15 protein-coding genes are annotated in these 17,869 nt (G+C 65.1%); 6 read left to right on the top strand and 9 right to left on the bottom strand.

Annotation, left to right across the window (positions count from 1 at the left end; all coding sequences use genetic code 11):
* Nucleotides 1-24: 24 nt before the first annotated feature.
* Nucleotides 25-2,622 (bottom strand): glycosyltransferase, encoded by a 2,598-nt coding sequence (locus ACQ5BL_RS09730; RefSeq protein WP_243808740.1) that lies wholly within the window; start codon nt 2,620-2,622, stop codon nt 25-27.
* Between the two features lie 260 nt (nt 2,623-2,882).
* Here ACQ5BL_RS09730 and tcdA point away from each other — a divergent pair, with 260 nt between their 5' ends.
* Nucleotides 2,883-3,689, top strand: coding sequence for a tRNA cyclic N6-threonylcarbamoyladenosine(37) synthase TcdA (tcdA, locus tag ACQ5BL_RS09725; protein ID WP_207885454.1), 807 nt, complete (start codon nt 2,883-2,885; stop codon nt 3,687-3,689).
* A gap of 93 nt (nt 3,690-3,782) precedes the next feature.
* Here tcdA and ACQ5BL_RS09720 read toward each other — a convergent pair whose 3' ends face one another.
* From ACQ5BL_RS09720 to ACQ5BL_RS09700, 5 genes are all read right to left on the bottom strand, one after another.
* Entirely contained in the window at nt 3,783-4,190 is a 408-nt protein-coding gene (locus ACQ5BL_RS09720; protein WP_243808741.1) for a SufE family protein, read from the bottom strand.
* Nucleotides 4,187-5,392 (bottom strand): aminotransferase class V-fold PLP-dependent enzyme, encoded by a 1,206-nt coding sequence (locus ACQ5BL_RS09715; protein WP_243808742.1) that lies wholly within the window; start codon nt 5,390-5,392, stop codon nt 4,187-4,189. Before ACQ5BL_RS09715 ends, ACQ5BL_RS09720 begins: the two co-directional genes overlap by 4 nt.
* A 95-nt stretch (nt 5,393-5,487) precedes the next feature.
* The gene (dapD, locus tag ACQ5BL_RS09710; RefSeq protein WP_207885451.1) at nt 5,488-6,522 is read right to left on the bottom strand and encodes a 2,3,4,5-tetrahydropyridine-2,6-dicarboxylate N-succinyltransferase; all 1,035 of its coding nucleotides are present in this window, start codon (nt 6,520-6,522) and stop codon (nt 5,488-5,490) included.
* A 43-nt stretch (nt 6,523-6,565) separates the two neighbouring features.
* A complete protein-coding gene (locus ACQ5BL_RS09705) occupies nt 6,566-7,192 on the bottom strand; it encodes a LysE family translocator (protein ID WP_207885450.1) in 627 nt (208 codons plus the stop codon).
* A gap of 11 nt (nt 7,193-7,203) precedes the next feature.
* Nucleotides 7,204-7,575 carry an ArsC family reductase gene (locus ACQ5BL_RS09700; RefSeq protein WP_243808743.1) on the bottom strand — a complete coding sequence of 124 codons (372 nt, stop codon included), beginning with the start codon at nt 7,573-7,575 and terminating at the stop codon, nt 7,204-7,206.
* Between the two features lie 151 nt (nt 7,576-7,726).
* Between ACQ5BL_RS09700 and ACQ5BL_RS09695 the strand changes: the two genes are divergently transcribed.
* The gene (locus ACQ5BL_RS09695; protein WP_243808744.1) at nt 7,727-9,388 is read left to right on the top strand and encodes a Na+/H+ antiporter; all 1,662 of its coding nucleotides are present in this window, start codon (nt 7,727-7,729) and stop codon (nt 9,386-9,388) included.
* 76 nt (nt 9,389-9,464) lie between these two features.
* Here ACQ5BL_RS09695 and dapC read toward each other — a convergent pair whose 3' ends face one another.
* The 3 genes from dapC to map all read right to left on the bottom strand — a co-directional run bounded on the left by dapC (nt 9,465) and on the right by map (nt 14,333).
* Nucleotides 9,465-10,661: a succinyldiaminopimelate transaminase gene (gene dapC / locus ACQ5BL_RS09690; protein ID WP_243808745.1), complete on the bottom strand. Its 1,197-nt coding sequence runs from the start codon at nt 10,659-10,661 to the stop codon at nt 9,465-9,467.
* A gap of 29 nt (nt 10,662-10,690) precedes the next feature.
* Nucleotides 10,691-13,390 carry a [protein-PII] uridylyltransferase gene (locus tag ACQ5BL_RS09685; RefSeq protein WP_243808746.1) on the bottom strand — a complete coding sequence of 900 codons (2,700 nt, stop codon included), beginning with the start codon at nt 13,388-13,390 and terminating at the stop codon, nt 10,691-10,693.
* A gap of 142 nt (nt 13,391-13,532) precedes the next feature.
* Entirely contained in the window at nt 13,533-14,333 is an 801-nt protein-coding gene (gene map, locus ACQ5BL_RS09680) for a type I methionyl aminopeptidase (protein WP_279577384.1), read from the bottom strand.
* Between the two features lie 283 nt (nt 14,334-14,616).
* On the opposite strand from map, the gene rpsB reads away from it, so the two are divergent.
* The 4 genes from rpsB (at nt 14,617) to frr (ending at nt 17,854) form a co-directional block, all read left to right on the top strand.
* Nucleotides 14,617-15,357, top strand: a complete 741-nt coding sequence (gene rpsB / locus ACQ5BL_RS09675) for a 30S ribosomal protein S2 (RefSeq protein ID WP_243808748.1) — start codon at nt 14,617-14,619, stop codon at nt 15,355-15,357.
* Nucleotides 15,358-15,482: 125 nt separating this feature from the next.
* On the top strand, nt 15,483-16,352 hold the full coding sequence (gene tsf / locus ACQ5BL_RS09670) for a translation elongation factor Ts (RefSeq protein WP_207885443.1): 870 nt from the start codon (nt 15,483-15,485) through the stop codon (nt 16,350-16,352).
* A gap of 205 nt (nt 16,353-16,557) precedes the next feature.
* Nucleotides 16,558-17,295 carry a UMP kinase gene (pyrH, locus tag ACQ5BL_RS09665; RefSeq protein ID WP_017521181.1) on the top strand — a complete coding sequence of 246 codons (738 nt, stop codon included), beginning with the start codon at nt 16,558-16,560 and terminating at the stop codon, nt 17,293-17,295.
* Nucleotide 17,296: 1 nt separating this feature from the next.
* The gene (gene frr / locus ACQ5BL_RS09660; RefSeq protein WP_207885441.1) at nt 17,297-17,854 is read left to right on the top strand and encodes a ribosome recycling factor; all 558 of its coding nucleotides are present in this window, start codon (nt 17,297-17,299) and stop codon (nt 17,852-17,854) included.
* The last annotated feature ends 15 nt before the right edge of the window (nt 17,855-17,869 follow it).

The raw sequence follows: 17,869 nt of genomic DNA, 5'->3' as shown, positions 1-17,869 counted from the left end.
TTGTACGCCCTACGCGATAACTCCTTAGCTGGCCGGTGCGGCGTCCGCGACCGGTGCCTCCTGAGCCTTGGGCGCCGCGGACAGCAGCGCCATTACCAGGGCGGCAAGGTAGGGCAGCGACTGCACCAGCAGCATGGCCACCCAGAACATCATGTCCCGGCTCGGCACGCCCTGCACCAGCACGATACCCAGTGCCGCGCCCCAGAGCAGGAGCATGATGAAGACTTCCTCCCGCGCCTCGGCGAGCGCGACGAGGATGCCGTGGTTGGAAGCCATCTTCGGCGTGCGGAAGAACGGGATGGTCTTGGTGAACGCCCCGTAGAGCACCGCCTTGGCGATGGTGTGCGACAGCGCCAGGCCCGCCACCGCTGCCTGGAACGAGCGCACGAGGTTGACGCCCACGGCGCGGCGGTAGAGGAACAGGATCTTGCCGAACTTGAAGAAGAACAGCGCCAGTGGCGGGATGGCAAAGATCAGCAGCGGCGGGTCGACCCGCTTGGGCACGATGATCATCGCCGACGACCACAGCAGCGCGCCGATGGTGAAGAAGATGTTCATGCCATCGGCGATCCACGGCAGCCAACCGGCGATGAAGTGGTAGCGCTGGCCGAGGGTGAGCTTGCTGTCCTTGCCCTGGAACAGGGCGCGGGCGTGGCCCTTCATGATCTGGATGGCGCCGTAGGCCCAACGGAAGCGCTGCTTCTTGTAGTCGATGAAGGTGTCGGGCATCACGCCCTTGCCGAAGCTCTGGTGCGAGTAGGCGGCCGAGTAACCCTTCTCGAACACCCGCAGGCCCAGTTCGGCGTCCTCGCAGATGGTCCAGTCGGCCCATTTCAGCTCGTCCATCACGGTCCGACGGATCATGGTCATGGTGCCGTGCTGGATGATCGCGTCGCGGTCGTTGCGGGTGACCATGCCGATATGGAAGAAGCCCTTGTACTCGGCGTAGCAGAGCTTCTTGAAGACGTTCTCCTCGCCGTCGTAGTAGTCCTGCGGGGACTGCACCACGGCGATCTTCGGATCGCTGAAGTGCGGCACCATCTGCTTGAGCCAGTTCGGCTCGACGCAGTAGTCGGCGTCGATCACCGCGACGACTTCGACGTCCGGCGCGGTGTGCGGCAGGATGTAGTTCAGCGCGCCGCCCTTGAAGCCGGCCAGCGGTGCGACGTGGAAGAAGCGGAAGCGCGGGCCGAGGATTTCGCAGTAGTCGCGCACCGGTTCCCAGACCGCCGGGTCCTTGGTGTTGTTGTCGATGATCAGGACTTCGAAGTCCGGATAGTCGAGCCGGGACAGCGCGTCCAGGGTCTTCTTCATCATCTCCGGCGGCTCGTTGTAGCAGGGCACGTGCACCGAGACCTTGGGCCGGTAGCCGGTATCGGTGAGCACCGGGTCGAACGGCCGGCGGCGCTTGCGCACCCAGACGGTCTCGGCCAGTTCGTGGGCCTCGGTGAGCAGGACGATGAACACGCCCAGTGCGCCGATGCCCAGCAGGCCGCCGACGGTCAGGCTGAACCAGGTGCTGTACTGCTGGCTGTAGTCGTAGCCGATCCATACCAGCACCGAGCCGCCGGCGAAGGCGACCACGGTGAGGAAAGTGCGGCCGCGCTGGCGCAGGGCACTGCCATCGATCATCAGCAGGGTCAGGGCGAGCAGCGCCATCACCACCGAGGCCACCGCCAGGGTGCGCCACTGCGGGATATTCACCACCGGGCCGGTGAAATTGAACTTGGGCTGGCGCTGCGCGTTGTAGACGCCCCAGTAGGCGCCGACCGAGCCTTCGTCACCGACTTTCCACGGCTGGTCGAAGGCCTCGACGACGAAGTAGTTGTAGCCCTTCTTGTTCAGCGCATTGGTCAGCCGGCGCAGGTAGATGGCCTGGTCCGCCTGGGTGGCGTCGGCGCCACCGCGCATGCGGCCGTTGCTCGGCCAGCCGACTTCGGCCAGCAGCAGCGGCTTGCGCGGGAACTTGGCGCGCAGTTCGCGGGCGCGTTCGAGGACGAACGGCACGGCGGTGTCCATCGGGGTGTATTCCCAGTAGGGCAGGATGTGCGCCGCGATCAGGTCGACGTGCCTGGCCAGTTCCGGGTACTTCTCGTAGATATGCCACTGCTCGGCGGTGGTCACCGGTACCTTCACCGCCTTGCGCACGCGGTCCAGGTAGCCGGACAACTGCTCCACCGTGACCTCGCGGCGGAACAGGGCCTCGTTGCCGACGATCACCCGCACCACGCTGCGCGAGTTGTTGGCGATCTCGATGCCGCGCTCGATCTCGGCCTCGTTCTCGGCTTCGTCCGGGCCGATCCAGATCCCCAGGCTGACGCGCATGCCGAGCTCTTCGGCCAGGCGCGGGATGTCGGCCAGCGAACCCTTCACCGAGTAGGTGCGGATATTGTCGGTCTGCTTCGACACGAGCTCCAGGTCCGAACGGATCTCGTCGTCGCTGGGGAACTGGTTCTTCTGCGGATTCTGGTTCAGGCGGAAGGGCGAGAAGGAGAATCCGGAAATGCTTTCCGGCCAGTCGGGAACGCTGACGGGGCGGTTGTAGAGGGCCCAGAAACCGGTGAAGAGCGCCGCGAGGGCGACGAAGACCACCAGGTTGAGGCCGAACTTGCGTGCAGGCATGGTGCGATCGGGTTCCAAAGGGTGGAACGGGGAGGGGCCGGAATGGCGTCCGGGCGGGGCGCATCCTACCCCGCACTCCGGGGGCTGTACAGGTTGCCGGCGGTCCGTTGCGGTGGGGTGTCGGACGCTGGCTCCCGACAGTTTAGAATGGGCTGTAGGCGCGTGTATGAGACTGCCGAAAGTCAGCTTTGTTGCACGTCTGCCGACGCTGATTGCGGAAGGCTATAGAATGCCGGCCGTTTCGATACGAGGTGTGGTGAATGGAACTGGATGAACAGCGTTTCGGCGGTATCGCGCGGCTGTACGGCCGCGAGGGCCTGGAGCGGCTGGCGGCCAGCCATGTGGCGGTGGTCGGGATCGGCGGCGTGGGCTCCTGGGCAGCCGAGGCGCTGGCGCGTAGCGGCGTGGGCGAGATTTCGCTGTTCGATCTCGACGACGTCTGCGTCACCAATACCAACCGTCAGGTACACGCCATCCAGGGCGCCGTGGGCAAGCCCAAGGTCGAGGTCATGGCCGAGCGCCTGAAGGCGATCAACCCCGGCATCGTCGTGCATGCCGTGGCGGATTTCGTCACCCGTGAAACCATGGCGGACTACATCACCCCCGAGCTGGACTGCGTGATCGACTGCATCGACAGCGTTGCCGCCAAGGCCGCGCTGATCGCCTGGTGCAAGCGCCGCAAGCTGCAGATCATCACCACCGGCGGCGCGGGCGGGCAGGTGGACCCGACGCAGATCCAGGTCGCCGACCTGAACAAGACCTTCAATGACCCGCTGGCCGCCAAGGTTCGCTCCATGTTGCGCCGTGACTACAACTTTTCGCGCACGCCGGGCCGGCATTACAGCGTGCAGTGCGTGTTTTCCACCGAGCAGCTGCGCTACCCGAAACCGGACGGTACCGTGTGCCAGTCCAAGAGTTTCGTCGGCGAAGGGGTGAAGCTGGACTGCGCCGGCGGCTTCGGCGCGGTGATGATGGTCACCGCGACCTTCGGCATGGTCGCGGCGGCGCGGGCGGTGGACAAGATCGTCGCCGGAGCGCGTCGGCCGTCGGAGCGCGTTGCGGGCTGAATGCTCTTGTAGGAGCGGATTTATCCGCGATGGCCTCCGGCGCGATGCGGACCTATCGCGGACGGAGTCCGCTCCCACGCACAGGCATTCATATCAGCCGTTGGTCAGCTCCTGCATGCGCTTGAGCACTGCGTTCAACCCATTGCTGCGTGACGGCGACAGTTGTCGGCCCAGCCCCAGCTGTTCGAACCAGCCCGCCAGGTCGATGGCGGACAGCTCGTCCGCCGGCAAACCCTCCACCCGCACCAGCAGCAACGCCAGCAGCCCGCGCAGCAGGCGCGCATCGCTGTAAGCGCGGAAGTGCCAATGACCGGCGCGCGAATCCGCCACCAGCCAGACATTGCTCTCGCAGCCCTGCACGCGCTGTTCGTCGCCAAGTTCGGCTTCGCTCAGTGGTTCCAGGCGTTCGCCCCACTGCATCAGCAGGCGGGCGCGCTGCTCCCAGCCCTGCAAGGCGGCGAAAGCCTGCAAGGCCTCGTTGGCAGCGGCGGGCAGGCTCATCGCAGCAGCTCCAGGGCGCTGTCCAGGGCGTGGAAGAAGCGCTCCAGGTCGGCGCCGTCGTTGTACAGGCCGAGGGAGACTCGCAGGGCGCCGGCGACATCCAGGGTCTTCATCAGCGGCATGGCGCAATGGTGCCCGGCGCGCACGGCGATGCCCTGTTCAGTGAGCAGATGGCCCAGGTCCGAAACATGCACGCCCTCGACCACGAAACTGGCCAGCGCCACCTCCGGCTCGCCCAGCACGCGTACGCCGTCGCGGGCGCGCAGGCCAGCGAGCAGGCGGGCGTGGAGGAAGTCCTCGTGGGCGCTGATTTCGGCGTTGTCCTGGCGGGCCAACCATTCCAGGGTGGCGCCCAGGGCGATGACCGCGCCGATGGGCGGGGTGCCGGCCTCGAAGCCCATGGGCGCGCCGTGGAACTGCGCGTCGAAGTAATCCGCCACGCGCACCATCTCGCCGCCGAACTGCCAGTGCGCCAGGCGCTCCAGGGCTTCCGGGCGGCCCCAGAACAGGCCGAGGCCTTCCGGGCCGTAGAGCTTGTGGCTGGAGCAGACGTAGAAGTCGCAACCCAGCGCCGACAGGTTGTGCCGGCCGTGGACCACGCCCTGTGCGCCGTCGACCACGGTCAGCGCGCCGTGCTGGCGTGCCATCTGCAGCAGTTCCGGCAGCGGCTGCCAGGTACCAAGCACATTGGACAGCTGGCTGACGGCGAGCAGTCGCGTGCGCGGGCCGATCAGGCCGGCGGCGCGTTCCAGGTCGATGCGTCCGCTGCGCTCCAGCGGCAGGACCACCAGCTTCAGCCCGCGCCTGAGCGCCAGTTGCTGCCAGGGCAGCAGGTTGGCATGGTGCTCCAGCGCGCTGACGACGATTTCGTCGCCGGCCTGGAGCTGGCTTTCCAGCCCGTAAGCCAGCAGGTTCAGCGCTTCGGTGGCGCCGCGGGTGAAGATGATCTGCGCCGGGCTGCCGCCGTTGAGCCAGTTGGCCGCCAGGCTGCGGGTCGCCTCGAAGGCTCGGGTGGCGCGCTCGCCGGGCAGGTGCTGGGCGCGGTGCACGTTGGCGGCGCCGCTGGCGTAGTAGCCGGCCAGTGCGTCGATCATGGCCTGGGACTTCTGTGCAGTGGCGGCGCTGTCGAGGTAGGTCTGGCCTTCGGCCTCGAAGGCGGCGAGGGCCGGGAAGTCGGAACGCCAGGGCGAGGGAATGGACATGGACGTGTGACCGGTTGCGGAAAATGGAAAACGGGGGCCGCAGCCCCCGTTTTTCAAGCTTAGTGCGAACCCCGCGCGAACGGGGACGCACCTGCTCAGTTGTGCGCGTGCAGCGCTTCGTTCAGCTCGATGGCGGTCTTGTTGGTCTTGCACTCGACCGCGCCGGTCTGGGAGTTGCGGCGGAACAGCAGGTCCGGCTGGCCGGCCAGGTCGCGGCCCTTGACCACTTTCACCAGATTGTTCTGGTCGTCCAGCACGGCGATCTTGGTACCGGCGGTGACGTACAGGCCGGCTTCGACGATGTTGCGGTCGCCCAACGGGATGCCGATGCCGGCGTTGGCGCCGATCAGGCAGCCTTCGCCGACGCTGATGACGATGTTGCCGCCGCCGGACAGGGTGCCCATGGTGGAGCAGCCGCCACCGAGGTCCGAGCCCTTGCGTACGAAGACGCCCGCGGAGACGCGGCCTTCGATCATGCCCGGACCTTCGGTGCCGGCGTTGAAGTTGACGAAGCCTTCGTGCATCACGGTGGTGCCTTCACCGATGTAGGCGCCCAGGCGCACGCGGGCGGTATCGGCGATGCGCACGCCAGTCGGGACCACGTAGTCGGTCATCTTCGGGAATTTGTCCACCGAGAAGACGTCCAGCAGCTTGCCCTTCAGGCGCGCTTCCAGTTGCAGTTCGGCCAGTTCGGCCAGGTCGACAGCGCCCTGATTGGTCCAGGCCACGTTCGGCAGCAGCGGGAAGATGCCGGTCAGGTTCAGGCCGTGGGGTTTGGCCAGACGGTGGGACAGCAGGTGCAGCTTGAGGTACGCCTCCGGGGTGGAGGTGGGAGCGGCGTCTTCGGCCAGCAGGGTGGCGACCAGCGGCTTCTGGCTTTCGGCCAGGCGGTTGAGCAGGGCGGCCTGGGTGGCGTCGACGGATTCCACGGCATCGGCCAGCTGATAGGCCTGGTGGGCGGTGAAGGCGATCGCCTGGTTGCCGCCTTCGTAGGCCAGCAGCGGAGCGACGGCGGCGAGCAGTTCGGCGCTGGGGTTGAGCAGCGGCTGCGCGTAGAAGACTTCCAGCCAGTTGCCCTGGCGGTTCTGGGTGCCGACACCGAAGGCCAGGCTGAACAGGGATTTCGACATGTGGGTGATTCCTTGAAAAGAGAGTCTCGAAGAACGGATTCGGTCAGGCCGGACGGCGGCTGAGCAGCAGGCCCAGCCCGGCGCTGCCCAGCAGCGCGGCACAACCACGGTTGAACAGGCGCCGGGCGCGTGCGCCGGCGAGCAGCTTGCCCAGGTGAACCCCGGCGAGCCCGTAAAGGGCGATGGCCAGCCATTCCAGCAGCAGGAAGGCGGCGCCAAGCTGGGCGAACTGAGCGCCCACGGCCTGGTTCGGATCGACGAACTGCGGCAGGAAGGCGGTGAAGATCAGGATTGCCTTGGGATTACCGGCGGCGACCCAGAATTCCTGGCGCGTCAGGCGCCAGAGGCTGCTGGCAGGAACGGAGGCGGCGCTCGCCTGCAGATTGGCAGTAGGCGCACGCCAGAGTTGCACGGCCAGCCACAGCAGGTAGGCGGCGCCCACCAGCTTGATCGCCAGGAACAGCCAGGCCGAGGTCTGCAGCACCAGCGCCAGGCCGGAGGCGGCCAGGGCCAGCATGCCGGCGAACGCCAGCAGGCGCCCGCCGCCGGCCAGCGTCGCGCGCAACAGGCCGAAGCGTGCGGCGTTGTTCAGCGACAGCAGGTTGTTCGGTCCCGGCGCCAGGTTCAGGGCGAAGCAGGCGGGGAGGAACAGGGCCCAGGCGATGCTCATGGCGGGAACGCTCAGGCCAGCGCGGCGGCGTAGTTGTCGGGCTTGAAGCCGACCAGGGTACGGCCGCCCAGGTCGAGCACCGGGCGCTTGATCATCGACGGCTGGGCGACCATCAGTTCGATGGCCTTGGCCTGGTCGAGATCGGCTTTCTGTGCGTCTTCGAGCTTGCGGAAGGTGGTGCCGGCGCGGTTCAGGATGGTCTCCCAGCCGTGCTCATTGCACCATTGCTCCAGGTGCGCGCGGTCGATTCCGCTAGCCTTGTAGTCGTGGAAGGCGTAGTCGACGCCATGCTCGTCCAGCCAGGTGCGGGCTTTCTTCATGGTGTCGCAGGCCTTGATTCCATAGAGCGTCCGCTGACTCACGGGGCGCGTCTCCTCTTTCATGCTTTTCTTCAGGCGCGGGATTATGCCATTTCCCGCTGCCTTGGGGGATGCCGGTGGGAAACCGCTCGGCTGCAACAGATTGTTGTCGATCCTGTGGCTGATCCGCTGTTGCGCCGATGGTTCAATGGAGCGCTGTGCCGGGGGTTCGTCCATGCAAACTGTCTACACCGTGCTGATCCTGTTGCTGACCGTGGGCGGTACGCGACTCGCCGCGCAATTGATCCCATTGCCGCTGCCATTGATCCAGATCGCCGCCGGTGCCGCGCTGGCCTGGCCGAGCCTGGGATTGCACGTAGCGCTCGATCCCGAGCTCTTCATGTTCCTGTTCATCCCGCCATTGCTGTTCGTCGACGGATGGCGCATGCCCAAGGGCGAGTTCTGGAAAATGCGCGGGCCGATCCTGGCGCTGGCGTTCGTCCTGGTGCTGATCACCGTGGTGGTCGGCGGTGCCTTCATCCACCTGTTGATTCCGCAGATTCCCTGGGCGGCGGCCTTCGCCCTGGCGGCGGTGCTGTCGCCCACCGATGCGCTGGCGGTCTCGGCCATCGCCCAGGATCGACTGCCCAGGCGCCTGATGCACGTCCTCCAGGGCGAGGCGCTGATGAATGACGCCTCGGGCCTGGTGGCCTTCAAGTTCGCCATCGCGGCGGCGATGACCGGCACCTTCTCGCTGGTGGATGCCAGCCTGTCGTTCCTGTTGGTGGCGGTGGGCGGCCTGGCCTGCGGGGTACTGCTGAGCTGGCTGCTCGGGCGCATCCGTGGCTGGATGATCCGCCGTGGCTGGGACGATCCGGCGACTCATGTGGTGCTGATGCTGCTGTTGCCGTTCGCCTCCTACATGGTGGCCGAGGAGGCGGGTGTCTCGGGCATCCTGGCTGCCGTGGCGGCGGGCATGATGCAGAGCTGGGTCGATCTGCTGCCGCGACAGACCAATACCCGGCTGCTCAATCGTAGCGTGTGGTCGATGCTGGAGTTCGCCTTCAACGGCGTCGTGTTCCTGCTGCTCGGCCTGCAGTTGCCCGACATCCTCAAGTCGGTGGCGCACCACGCCGACGACATGCTCTGGCGTTCGTCGCTGCTGGCGTTCTATGTGCTGGCGGTCTTCGCCGCCTTGCTGGTGCTGCGCTTCGCCTGGGTCTGGTGTTACTGGAAGGTCTCGGTGCGCTTCGAGCGTTGGTGGGGCGTCGAGCTCGGTGGGCAACCGGGGGAACCGACCTTGCGGCTGTCGGCGATATCGGCGCTGGGGGGAGTGCGCGGGGCTGTGACCCTGGCGGGCGTGCTCTCGGTGCCGTTGCTGCTGGGGAATGGATCGGCCTTCCCGCAGCGTGACCTGATCATTTTCATTGCCGCCGGGGTGATCCTGATCTCCTTGCTGGCAGCAACCATCGGCCTGCCGATATTGCTGCGTGGCCTGCCGGTGGCCAGCAACGACCGGCGCGAACTCGAAGTGCAGCAGGTCTGGCGCAAGACCGCGGCAGCGGCGATTCGCATGCTGGAAAGCGAGGCGTTGCCGGTGAAGGAAGGCGCGGACGCCGAGGAAACCGCGAGGCTGGCGGAGGTGAAGGCGAAGCTGATGGCCGAGTACCGTCACGAGCTTGACCCGGCACCGGACAGCCTGGAAGCCCGTCAGCGCGCGCGGGCGCTTGAGCTGGCGGACCAGGCGCTGCGTATCAAGGCGCTACGTGCCCAGCGGCTGGAGCTGTACCGGATGCGCCATGAGCATGAGATCGACGACGAACTCCTGCGTGGCGTCCTGGGTGAGCTGGATAACCAGGAGGCCTGGGTGACCAGCAAGGCGGGGAGATGGGTGTAGCGGGAAATTCCCCCGTAGGAGCGCCCCATGGGCGCGATCGCGGGCATGGCCCGCTCCTACGGGGAAAGAGCCGGTGTCAGAGGCCCTGTACGAAGCGCTTGATCCGCTCCGCCGCTTCCACGCATTCGGCCAGCGGGGCCACCAGCGCCATGCGCACGCGGTTGGCACCGGGGTTTTCGCCGTTCACCTCGCGGGACAGGTAGGAGCCCGGCACCACGGTGACGTGCTGCTGGTCGAACAGGCCACGGCAGAACGCGGTGTCGGCGATCGGCGTCTTCGCCCAGAGGTAGAAGCTGCCGTCCGGGCGCTGCACGTCGAGCACGCCGGCGAGGATGTCCAGCACGGCGTCGAACTTCTCGCGGTACAGGTCGCGGTTGGCGCGCACGTGGTCCTCGTCCTTCCAGGCGGCAACGCTGGCTAGCTGGGTCTGCACCGGCATGGCGCAGCCGTGGTAGGTGCGGTACAGGAGGAATTTCTTCAGCACCTCGGCGTCGCCGGCGACGAAGCCCGAGCGCAGGCCCGGCAGGTTGGAGCGCTTGGACAGGCTGTGGAACACCACGCAGCGCGCAAAGTCCGAGCGGCCCAGTTCGGCGCAGGCGGTCAGCAGGCCGGCCGGCGGATTCTGCTCGTCGAAGTAGAGCTCGCTGTAGCACTCGTCGGCGGCGATCACGAAGTCATGCTCGTCGGCCAGTGCGATCAGCTTCTTCAGGGTCTCCAGCGGCACCAGCGCGCCCGTGGGGTTGCCCGGCGAGCAGAGGAAGAGGATCTGGCAGCGCGCCCACACGTCCGCCGGGACGGCGTCGAAGTCCGGGTTGAAGCCGTTGCTTTCCAAGCAGGGCAGGTAGTGCGGCTCGGCGCCGGCCAGCAGGGCTGCGCCTTCGTAGATCTGGTAGAACGGATTCGGGCTGACCACCAGGCCCTTGGCGTTGCGGTCGACCACGGTTTGGGTGAAGGCGAACAGCGCTTCACGGGTGCCGTTCACCGGCAGTACGTGGCGCGCGGCGTCCAGCCAGCCGGTCGGGACCTTGAAACGGCGCTCGCACCAGGCGGCGATGGCTTCGCGCAAGGCGGGAATACCCAGGGTAGTCGGGTACACGGCCAGTTGGTCGAGGCTGTCGGCCAGTGCCTTGGCGACGAAGTCCGGCGAGCGGTGCTTGGGTTCGCCGATGGACAGCGCGATGGGCTTCAGGTCCGTCGGCGGCTGGGCGCCGGCCAGCAGGGCGCGGAGCTTCTCGAAGGGGTAGGGCTGGAGCGAGTCGAGGGCAGGATTCATGGGCAAGGCTCTTTCTTTCCAAATGCTGACTAGATGCTGATGCGCACCGGCATGGTCTGCTGGCCGCCGTCGGAGAGGATGTCGACCAGGGCGGTCTGGATGCGCTTGCATAGCTCCGGGTCGGAAAGCGGCTGGCTGTTCGCATCGGTGACGAAGAACACGTCTTCCACGCGTTCGCCCAGGGTGGCGATCTTGGCGTTCTGCACCGACAGGTCGAAGTCGAGGAACAGTCCGCCGATGCGCGCCAGAAGGCCTGGGCGGTCCGGCGCAATGACTTCCAGCACGCTGACCTGGCGGGCCGCGTCGGTGGAGATGGTCACCTGCGGGGCGAAGGCGAAGTGCTTGAGCTGGCGCGGTACGCGGCGCTGGATGATGGTCGGGTATTCGTCCGGGTCCTTCAGTGCGTAGACCAGTCCTTCGCGAATTTCCGCAACACGGGCGGGATTGTCACCGATCGAGCCGCCATCGGCGTCGAGCACTATGTAGGTGTCGAGGGTGAACAGGCTGGTCGAGGTGATGATCCGCGCGTCCTGAATGTTCAGGTTGAGCTGGTCCATCGCCGCCACGGTTACGGCGAAGAAGTCATGCTGGTCGGCGGCGTAGATGAAGATCTGGGTGCCGCCTTCGAATTCGCGCTGGGCGGTTTCCTTGATCAGCACCAGCGGCGTGCCGTCGTCCGGGTGCTGGAGGATGGCTTCGGTGTGCCAGGCCACGTCGGCGGCGGTGTGGCGCAGGAAGTAGTCGTCGCCCAGTTGGCTCCAGAGCTGCTCGGCGTCGTCCTGGTCGATGCCGCCGCGCACCAGGATGTCGATGGCCGCGCTCTGCGTCTGGCGGATCTGCTCCTCGCGGTCCACGGGGTTCTCCAGGCCGCGACGCAGTGCGCGCTTGGTCTCGGTATAGAGCTGGCGCAAAAGGCTTGCGCGCCAGGAGTTCCACAGCGTCGGGTTGGTGGCGTTGATGTCGGCCACGGTGAGCACGTAGAGGTAGTCCAGGTAGGTCTGGTTGCCCATCAGCTGGGCGAAGTCGTAGATCACCTGCGGGTCGGACAGGTCCTTGCGCTGGGCCGTGGTGGACATGACCAGGTGGTTCTGCACCAGCCAGGACACCAGGGCGGTGTCCCATGGCGGCAGCTGGTGGCGCTGGCAGAAGTGCTCGGCATCCACCGCGCCCAGTTCCGAGTGGTCACCCCCACGGCCCTTGGCGATGTCGTGGTAGAGCCCGGCGATGTAGATCAGCTCGGGCTTGGGCAGGCGCTCCATGATCTTGCTGGCCAGCGGGTACTTCTCCGCCATGTCCGGGCGGCGCAGCTTGCGCAGGTGCTTGATCAGGTTGAGGGTGTGGGCGTCCACCGTATAGATGTGGAACAGGTCGTGCTGCATCTGCCCGACGATCAGGCCGAACTCCGGCAGGTAACGGCCGAGGATGCCGTAGCGGTTCATCCGCCGGAGGTTGCGGTGGATGCCTTCGCGGCACTTGAACAGCTCGATGAACAGGCTGGTGTTGCGAATGTCGTGGCGGAAGTCGTCGTCGATCAGGTGCCGGCTGTCGCGCAGCAGGCGGATGGTGTCGGCGCGCACGCCCTTGATCTCCGGGTGCTGGGCCAGCAGCACGAAGATTTCCAGCAGGGCGAAGGGCGTGCGCTTGAAGACGTTGGCGTGGGTGACTTCCAGGTAGCCGTCGCGCAACTGGAAGCGACTGTTGAGCGGGGTGATCTGGCCGTTCTCGCCGGCGCGCAGTATCACTTCCTCGAAGTGCTGCATGATCAGGTCGTTCAGTTCGGAAACGGCCATCACCACGCGGTAGTACTTCTGCATGAAGCGCTCGACCGCCAGCTTGGCGTCGTTGCCTTCGTAGCCCAGCAGGCCGGCAATGCGACGCTGGTGGTCGAACAGCAGGCGGTCTTCGGCGCGGCCGGCGAGCATGTGCAGGGCATAGCGGACCTTCCAGAGGAATTCCTGGCTTGAGGCGAGCACGCTGCATTCGCTTTCCACCAGGAAGCCTTCACGCACCAGGGCGTGCAGGTTGAGGCTGCCGAAGTGGCGGCGGGCGACCCAGAGCAGGGTCTGGATGTCGCGCAGGCCGCCGGGCGAACCCTTCACGTTGGGTTCGAGGTTGTATTCGGTGTCGTTGTACTTGGTGTGGCGGTGGATCTGTTCCTTGCGCTTGGCCAGGTAGAACTGCCCGCTCGGCCACATCTGCTGCGTATTGGTGGCTTCGAGCATGCGCTGGCGCAGGCCGTCCGGGCCGGAGATGGTGCGGCATTCCATCAGGTTGGTGACCACGGTCAGGTCGGCGCGGGCTTCCTCGGCGCATTCGGCCACCGAGCGCACGCTCTGGCCGACTTCCAGGCCGATGTCCCAGAGCAGGGTGAGGAAGCCTTCGATGGGTTCGCGGAAGGTTTCCTGGTCCTCGCTGTCGAGCAGGATCAGCAGGTCGATGTCCGAATGCGGGTGCAGTTCGCCACGCCCGTAGCCGCCCACGGCAACCAGCGCGATGTCGGCGTCGTCGCCCCAGTCGAAGCGGTTCCAGGCCTGCTGCAGGATCTGGTCGACGAACCAGGCGCGGTCCTCGATCAGTCGGCGGATGTCGCGACCGCCGTTGAAGCGGGCATCGAGCACCTCGTTGGCCTGGCGAATGGCCTTCTTGAATGCGGCAATAGGGCTGGATTTGAGGGCCAGTTCCGCCTGGAACTGCCCGCGGTCGAATAACTCGGGATCCACCTGCGGCATGGCGGCCTTCCTGATTCAGGGATTAGGGGAGGGCAGGGGCAAGAGGGCAGCCGGGCCGTGCGCTTGGCGCAAGGCCCGGTGGCTGTGCCGGGCCGGGATTTATATGTTCTACCCAGCCGTCGGCGAGATTGCAAACCGCGACTCAGGCAGCCGAAGTGCGCGGGAAGCTTTCGTCGTTACGCAGGGTCAGGATCTCGTAGCCGTCGGCGGTGACCAGCACGGTGTGTTCCCACTGCGCGGACAACTTGCGGTCCTTGGTGATGGCGGTCCAGCCATCGCCCAGCAGGCGGGTTTCCGGGCGGCCCTGGTTGATCATCGGCTCGATGGTGAAGATCATGCCTTCCTTCAGTTCCATGCCGGTGCCGGCGCGGCCGTAGTGCAGGACCTGCGGCTCCTCGTGGAACACCTTGCCGATGCCGTGGCCGCAGTACTCGCGCACCACGGAGAAACCGTTCTTCTCGGCGTACTTCTGGATCACCTCGCCGATATCGCCCAGGCGCGCGCCGGGCTTGACCACGGCGATGCCCTTGTACATGCATTCCTGGGTGATCTGGCACAGGCGGTCAGCCCATTCCGGGGTCTTGCCGACCAGGAACATCTTGCTGGTGTCGCCGTGGTAGCCGTCCTTGATCACGGTGATATCGAGGTTGACGATATCGCCTTCCTTGAGCGGCTTGTCGTTGGGGATGCCGTGGCACACCACGTGGTTGATCGAGGTGCAGATGGACTTGGGGAAGCCCTTGTAGTTCAGCGGCGCCGGAATGGCCTTCTGCACGTTGACGATGTAGTCGTGGCAGATGCGGTCCAGTTCGTCGGTGGTGATGCCGGGCTTGACGTGCTCGCCGATCATTTCCAGCACTTCGGCGGCCAGACGGCCGGCGACGCGCATTTTCTCGATGTCTTCGGGCGTCTTGATGGTAACGGTCATGCGACTTCTCTTCAGGCGCTGCGTAGGCGCGGGTGAATAAGAGGAATACGCAAGTCTATCAGACTTGGCACCCTTCTATATAAGGGCGAAACGGGGCGGCAGGGTGGTGCCGGATATCTGTTCGGGTTTCGCTGGGGCCGAGGTTGTGGTATAAAGCGCCCCGCTTCGAAGGCTACGGCCGTTTCGAGGCACTAACCCACACATGCATCGACACGATGGCCTGGGTGCCTTTCGACTGGTTCGGAGGGTTGGCCGTTGGGATGCATGGAGGCCTAACCCGACTTATCGAGGAACTATCATGTCCCAAGTCAACATGCGCGATATGCTGAAGGCCGGTGTGCACTTCGGCCACCAGACCCGTTACTGGAACCCGAAAATGGGCAAGTTCATTTTCGGCGCGCGTAACAAGATCCACATCATCAACCTCGAAAAAACCCTGCCGATGTTCAACGAGGCCCTGACCTTCGTTGAGCGCCTGGCCCAGGGCAAGAACAAGATCCTGTTCGTCGGCACCAAGCGTTCCGCCGGCAAGATCGTTCGCGAAGAAGCTGCCCGTTGCGGCATGCCGTACGTCGACCACCGTTGGCTGGGCGGCATGCTCACCAACTACAAGACCATCCGTCAGTCGATCAAGCGCCTGCGCGAGCTGGAAACCCAGTCCCAGGACGGCACCTTCGCCAAGCTGACCAAGAAAGAAGCCCTGATGCGCACCCGTGATCTGGAAAAACTGGATCGCAGCCTGGGTGGTATCAAGGACATGGGCGGCCTGCCGGACGCTCTGTTCGTGATCGACGTTGACCACGAGCGCATCGCTATCACCGAAGCCAACAAGCTGGGCATCCCGGTCATCGGCGTCGTCGATACCAACAGCAGCCCGGAAGGCGTTGACTATGTTATCCCGGGCAACGACGACGCCATCCGCGCCGTTCAGCTGTACCTGGGTTCCATGGCCGAAGCCGTTCTGCGTGGTAAGCAGAACGCCACTGGCGGTGCTGACGAGTTCGTAGAAGAAGCGCCGGCCGAATCCGCCGAAGGCTGATTCCAGGACGTCCAGACGTCCTGCGGTGCGCGGAAAGGGGGCTAGGCCCCCTTTTTGCCACCCTGTAGATTCCGCCCGGGCATCCGGGCGATCTGGTTTTGAGAGCAACTCAAGAGGATTTCGAAATGGCAGAAATTACTGCAGCACTGGTCAAGGAACTGCGTGAGCGTACCGGCCAGGGCATGATGGAGTGCAAGAAGGCCCTGGTAGCCGCCGAAGGCGATATCGAGAAGGCCATCGACGACATGCGCGCTTCCGGCGCCATCAAGGCTGCCAAGAAGGCTGGCAACATCGCCGCCGAAGGCTCCATCGCCGTTAAAGTGGCTGACGACGCCAAGGCCGCCACCATCATCGAAGTCAACTCGCAGACCGACTTCCTGGCCCTGCAGGACGACTTCAAGGCCTTCGTGGCTGCCAGCCTGGACAAGGCTGTTGCCCAGAAGCTGACCGACGCCGCTCCGCTGATCGCGGAACAAGAGCCGGCCCGTGAAGCCCTGGTTGCCAAGTGCGGCGAAAACGTCAACATCCGTCGTCTGGCTCGCGCCGAAGGTGACGTGGTTGGCGCCTACCTGCACGGCCACCGCATCGGCGTTCTGGTCACCCTGAAGGGCGGCAACGCTGACCTGGCTCGCGACATCGCCATGCACATCGCTGCCAGCAACCCGCAGTTCCTGGATCCGTCGCAGGTTTCCGAAGAAGCCGTTGCCAAAGAGAAGGAAATCTTCCTGGCTCTGAACGCCGACAAGATCGCCGGCAAGCCGGAGAATATCGTCGAGAACATGGTCAAAGGCCGTATCTCGAAGTTCCTGGCCGAGGCCAGCCTGGTCGAGCAAGCGTTCGTCAAGGATCCGGAAGTCAAGGTCGGTGACCTGGCCAAGAAAGCCGGCGCTGAAATCGTTTCCTTCATCCGTTATGAAGTAGGCGAAGGCATCGAGAAAGTCGAAGCTGACTTCGCTGCTGAGGTTGCTGCTCAAGTAGCCGCTTCCAAGCAGTAATAGACGGTCTCACGACTGTCGCCCCGCAAGAGGCTGCCCGCTAACGCGCGCGGCCTCTTTGCCAAACTGGGGAAGCCAAATGGGGCGGTTTCCACGGCGCAGGCCCGCACGGCGGGTTAACGGCGCCGTAAGCGTGGCGGGTCCATGCTTCCAAACCAAGGCGCCGTAGGCGCCAAGCATTCAATCGCCGCAGGAGAAACAGGTCATGGCTCAGCAGCTGAGCGCTCGTCAACCTCGCTATAAACGCATTCTTCTAAAACTGAGCGGCGAAGCCCTGATGGGGTCCGAGGAATTCGGTATCGACCCCAAGGTGCTCGATCGGATGGCCCTGGAAATCGGCCAGCTCGTGGGTATCGGTGTCCAGGTCGGCCTGGTCATCGGCGGTGGCAACCTGTTCCGTGGCGCGGCGCTGTCCGCCGCTGGCATGGACCGCGTCACCGGTGACCACATGGGCATGCTGGCCACCGTGATGAACGGCCTGGCCATGCGCGATGCGCTGGAACGTTCCAACATCACCGCCATCGTCATGTCGGCCATTTCCATGGTCGGCGTCACCGATCATTACGACCGCCGCAAGGCCATGCGCCACCTCAAGAGTGGCGAAGTGGTGATCTTCTCCGCCGGTACCGGCAACCCGTTCTTCACCACTGACTCCGCTGCCTGCCTGCGCGCCATTGAAATAGATGCTGACGTAGTGCTGAAGGCGACCAAGGTGGACGGCGTGTACACTGCCGACCCGTTCAAGGACCCGAATGCCGAGAAATTCGAACGCCTGACGTACGATGAAGTGCTCGATCGCAAGCTGGGCGTGATGGACCTGACCGCCATCTGCCTGTGCCGGGACCAGAAAATGCCGCTGCGCGTGTTCAACATGAACAAGCCCGGTGCGCTGCTGAATATTGTTGTAGGTGGTGCTGAAGGCACCCTGATCGAGGAGGATTGAGATGATCAACGAGATCAAGAAGGAAGCTCAGGATCGCATGGGCAAAACCCTGGAAGCCCTGGGTCATGCCTTCGCCAAGATTCGTACCGGCCGTGCTCACCCGAGCATCCTGGATAGCGTCATGGTGTCCTACTACGGATCCGACACCCCGCTGCGTCAGGTCGCCAACATCACCGTGGAAGACTCCCGCACCCTGGCCCTGAGCGTGTTCGACAAGAGCATGATCCAGGCGGTCGAGAAGGCCATCATGACCTCCGACCTCGGGCTGAATCCGGCGACCGCCGGCACCACCATCCGCGTTCCGATGCCGGCCCTGACCGAGGAAACCCGCAAGGGCTTCACCAAGCAGGCTCGCGCCGAAGCGGAGCAGGCTCGCGTATCCGTGCGCAACATTCGCCGCGATGCCCTGGCCCAGCTCAAGGACCTGCAGAAGGAGAAGGAAATCAGCGAGGACGACGAGCGCCGCGCGGGTGACGATATCCAGAAGATCACCGACAAGTTCGTCGCCGAGATCGAAAAGGCCCTCGAGGCCAAGGAATCGGATCTGATGGCCGTCTGACGGCCGGGCTCTCGT

This window comes from Pseudomonas sp. B1-22, from assembly GCF_050474425.1.
Taxonomy (GTDB): domain Bacteria; phylum Pseudomonadota; class Gammaproteobacteria; order Pseudomonadales; family Pseudomonadaceae; genus Pseudomonas.
The sequence above is the reverse complement of the archived record's forward strand: the minus strand, read 5'-3'. Positions and strand labels throughout refer to the sequence as shown.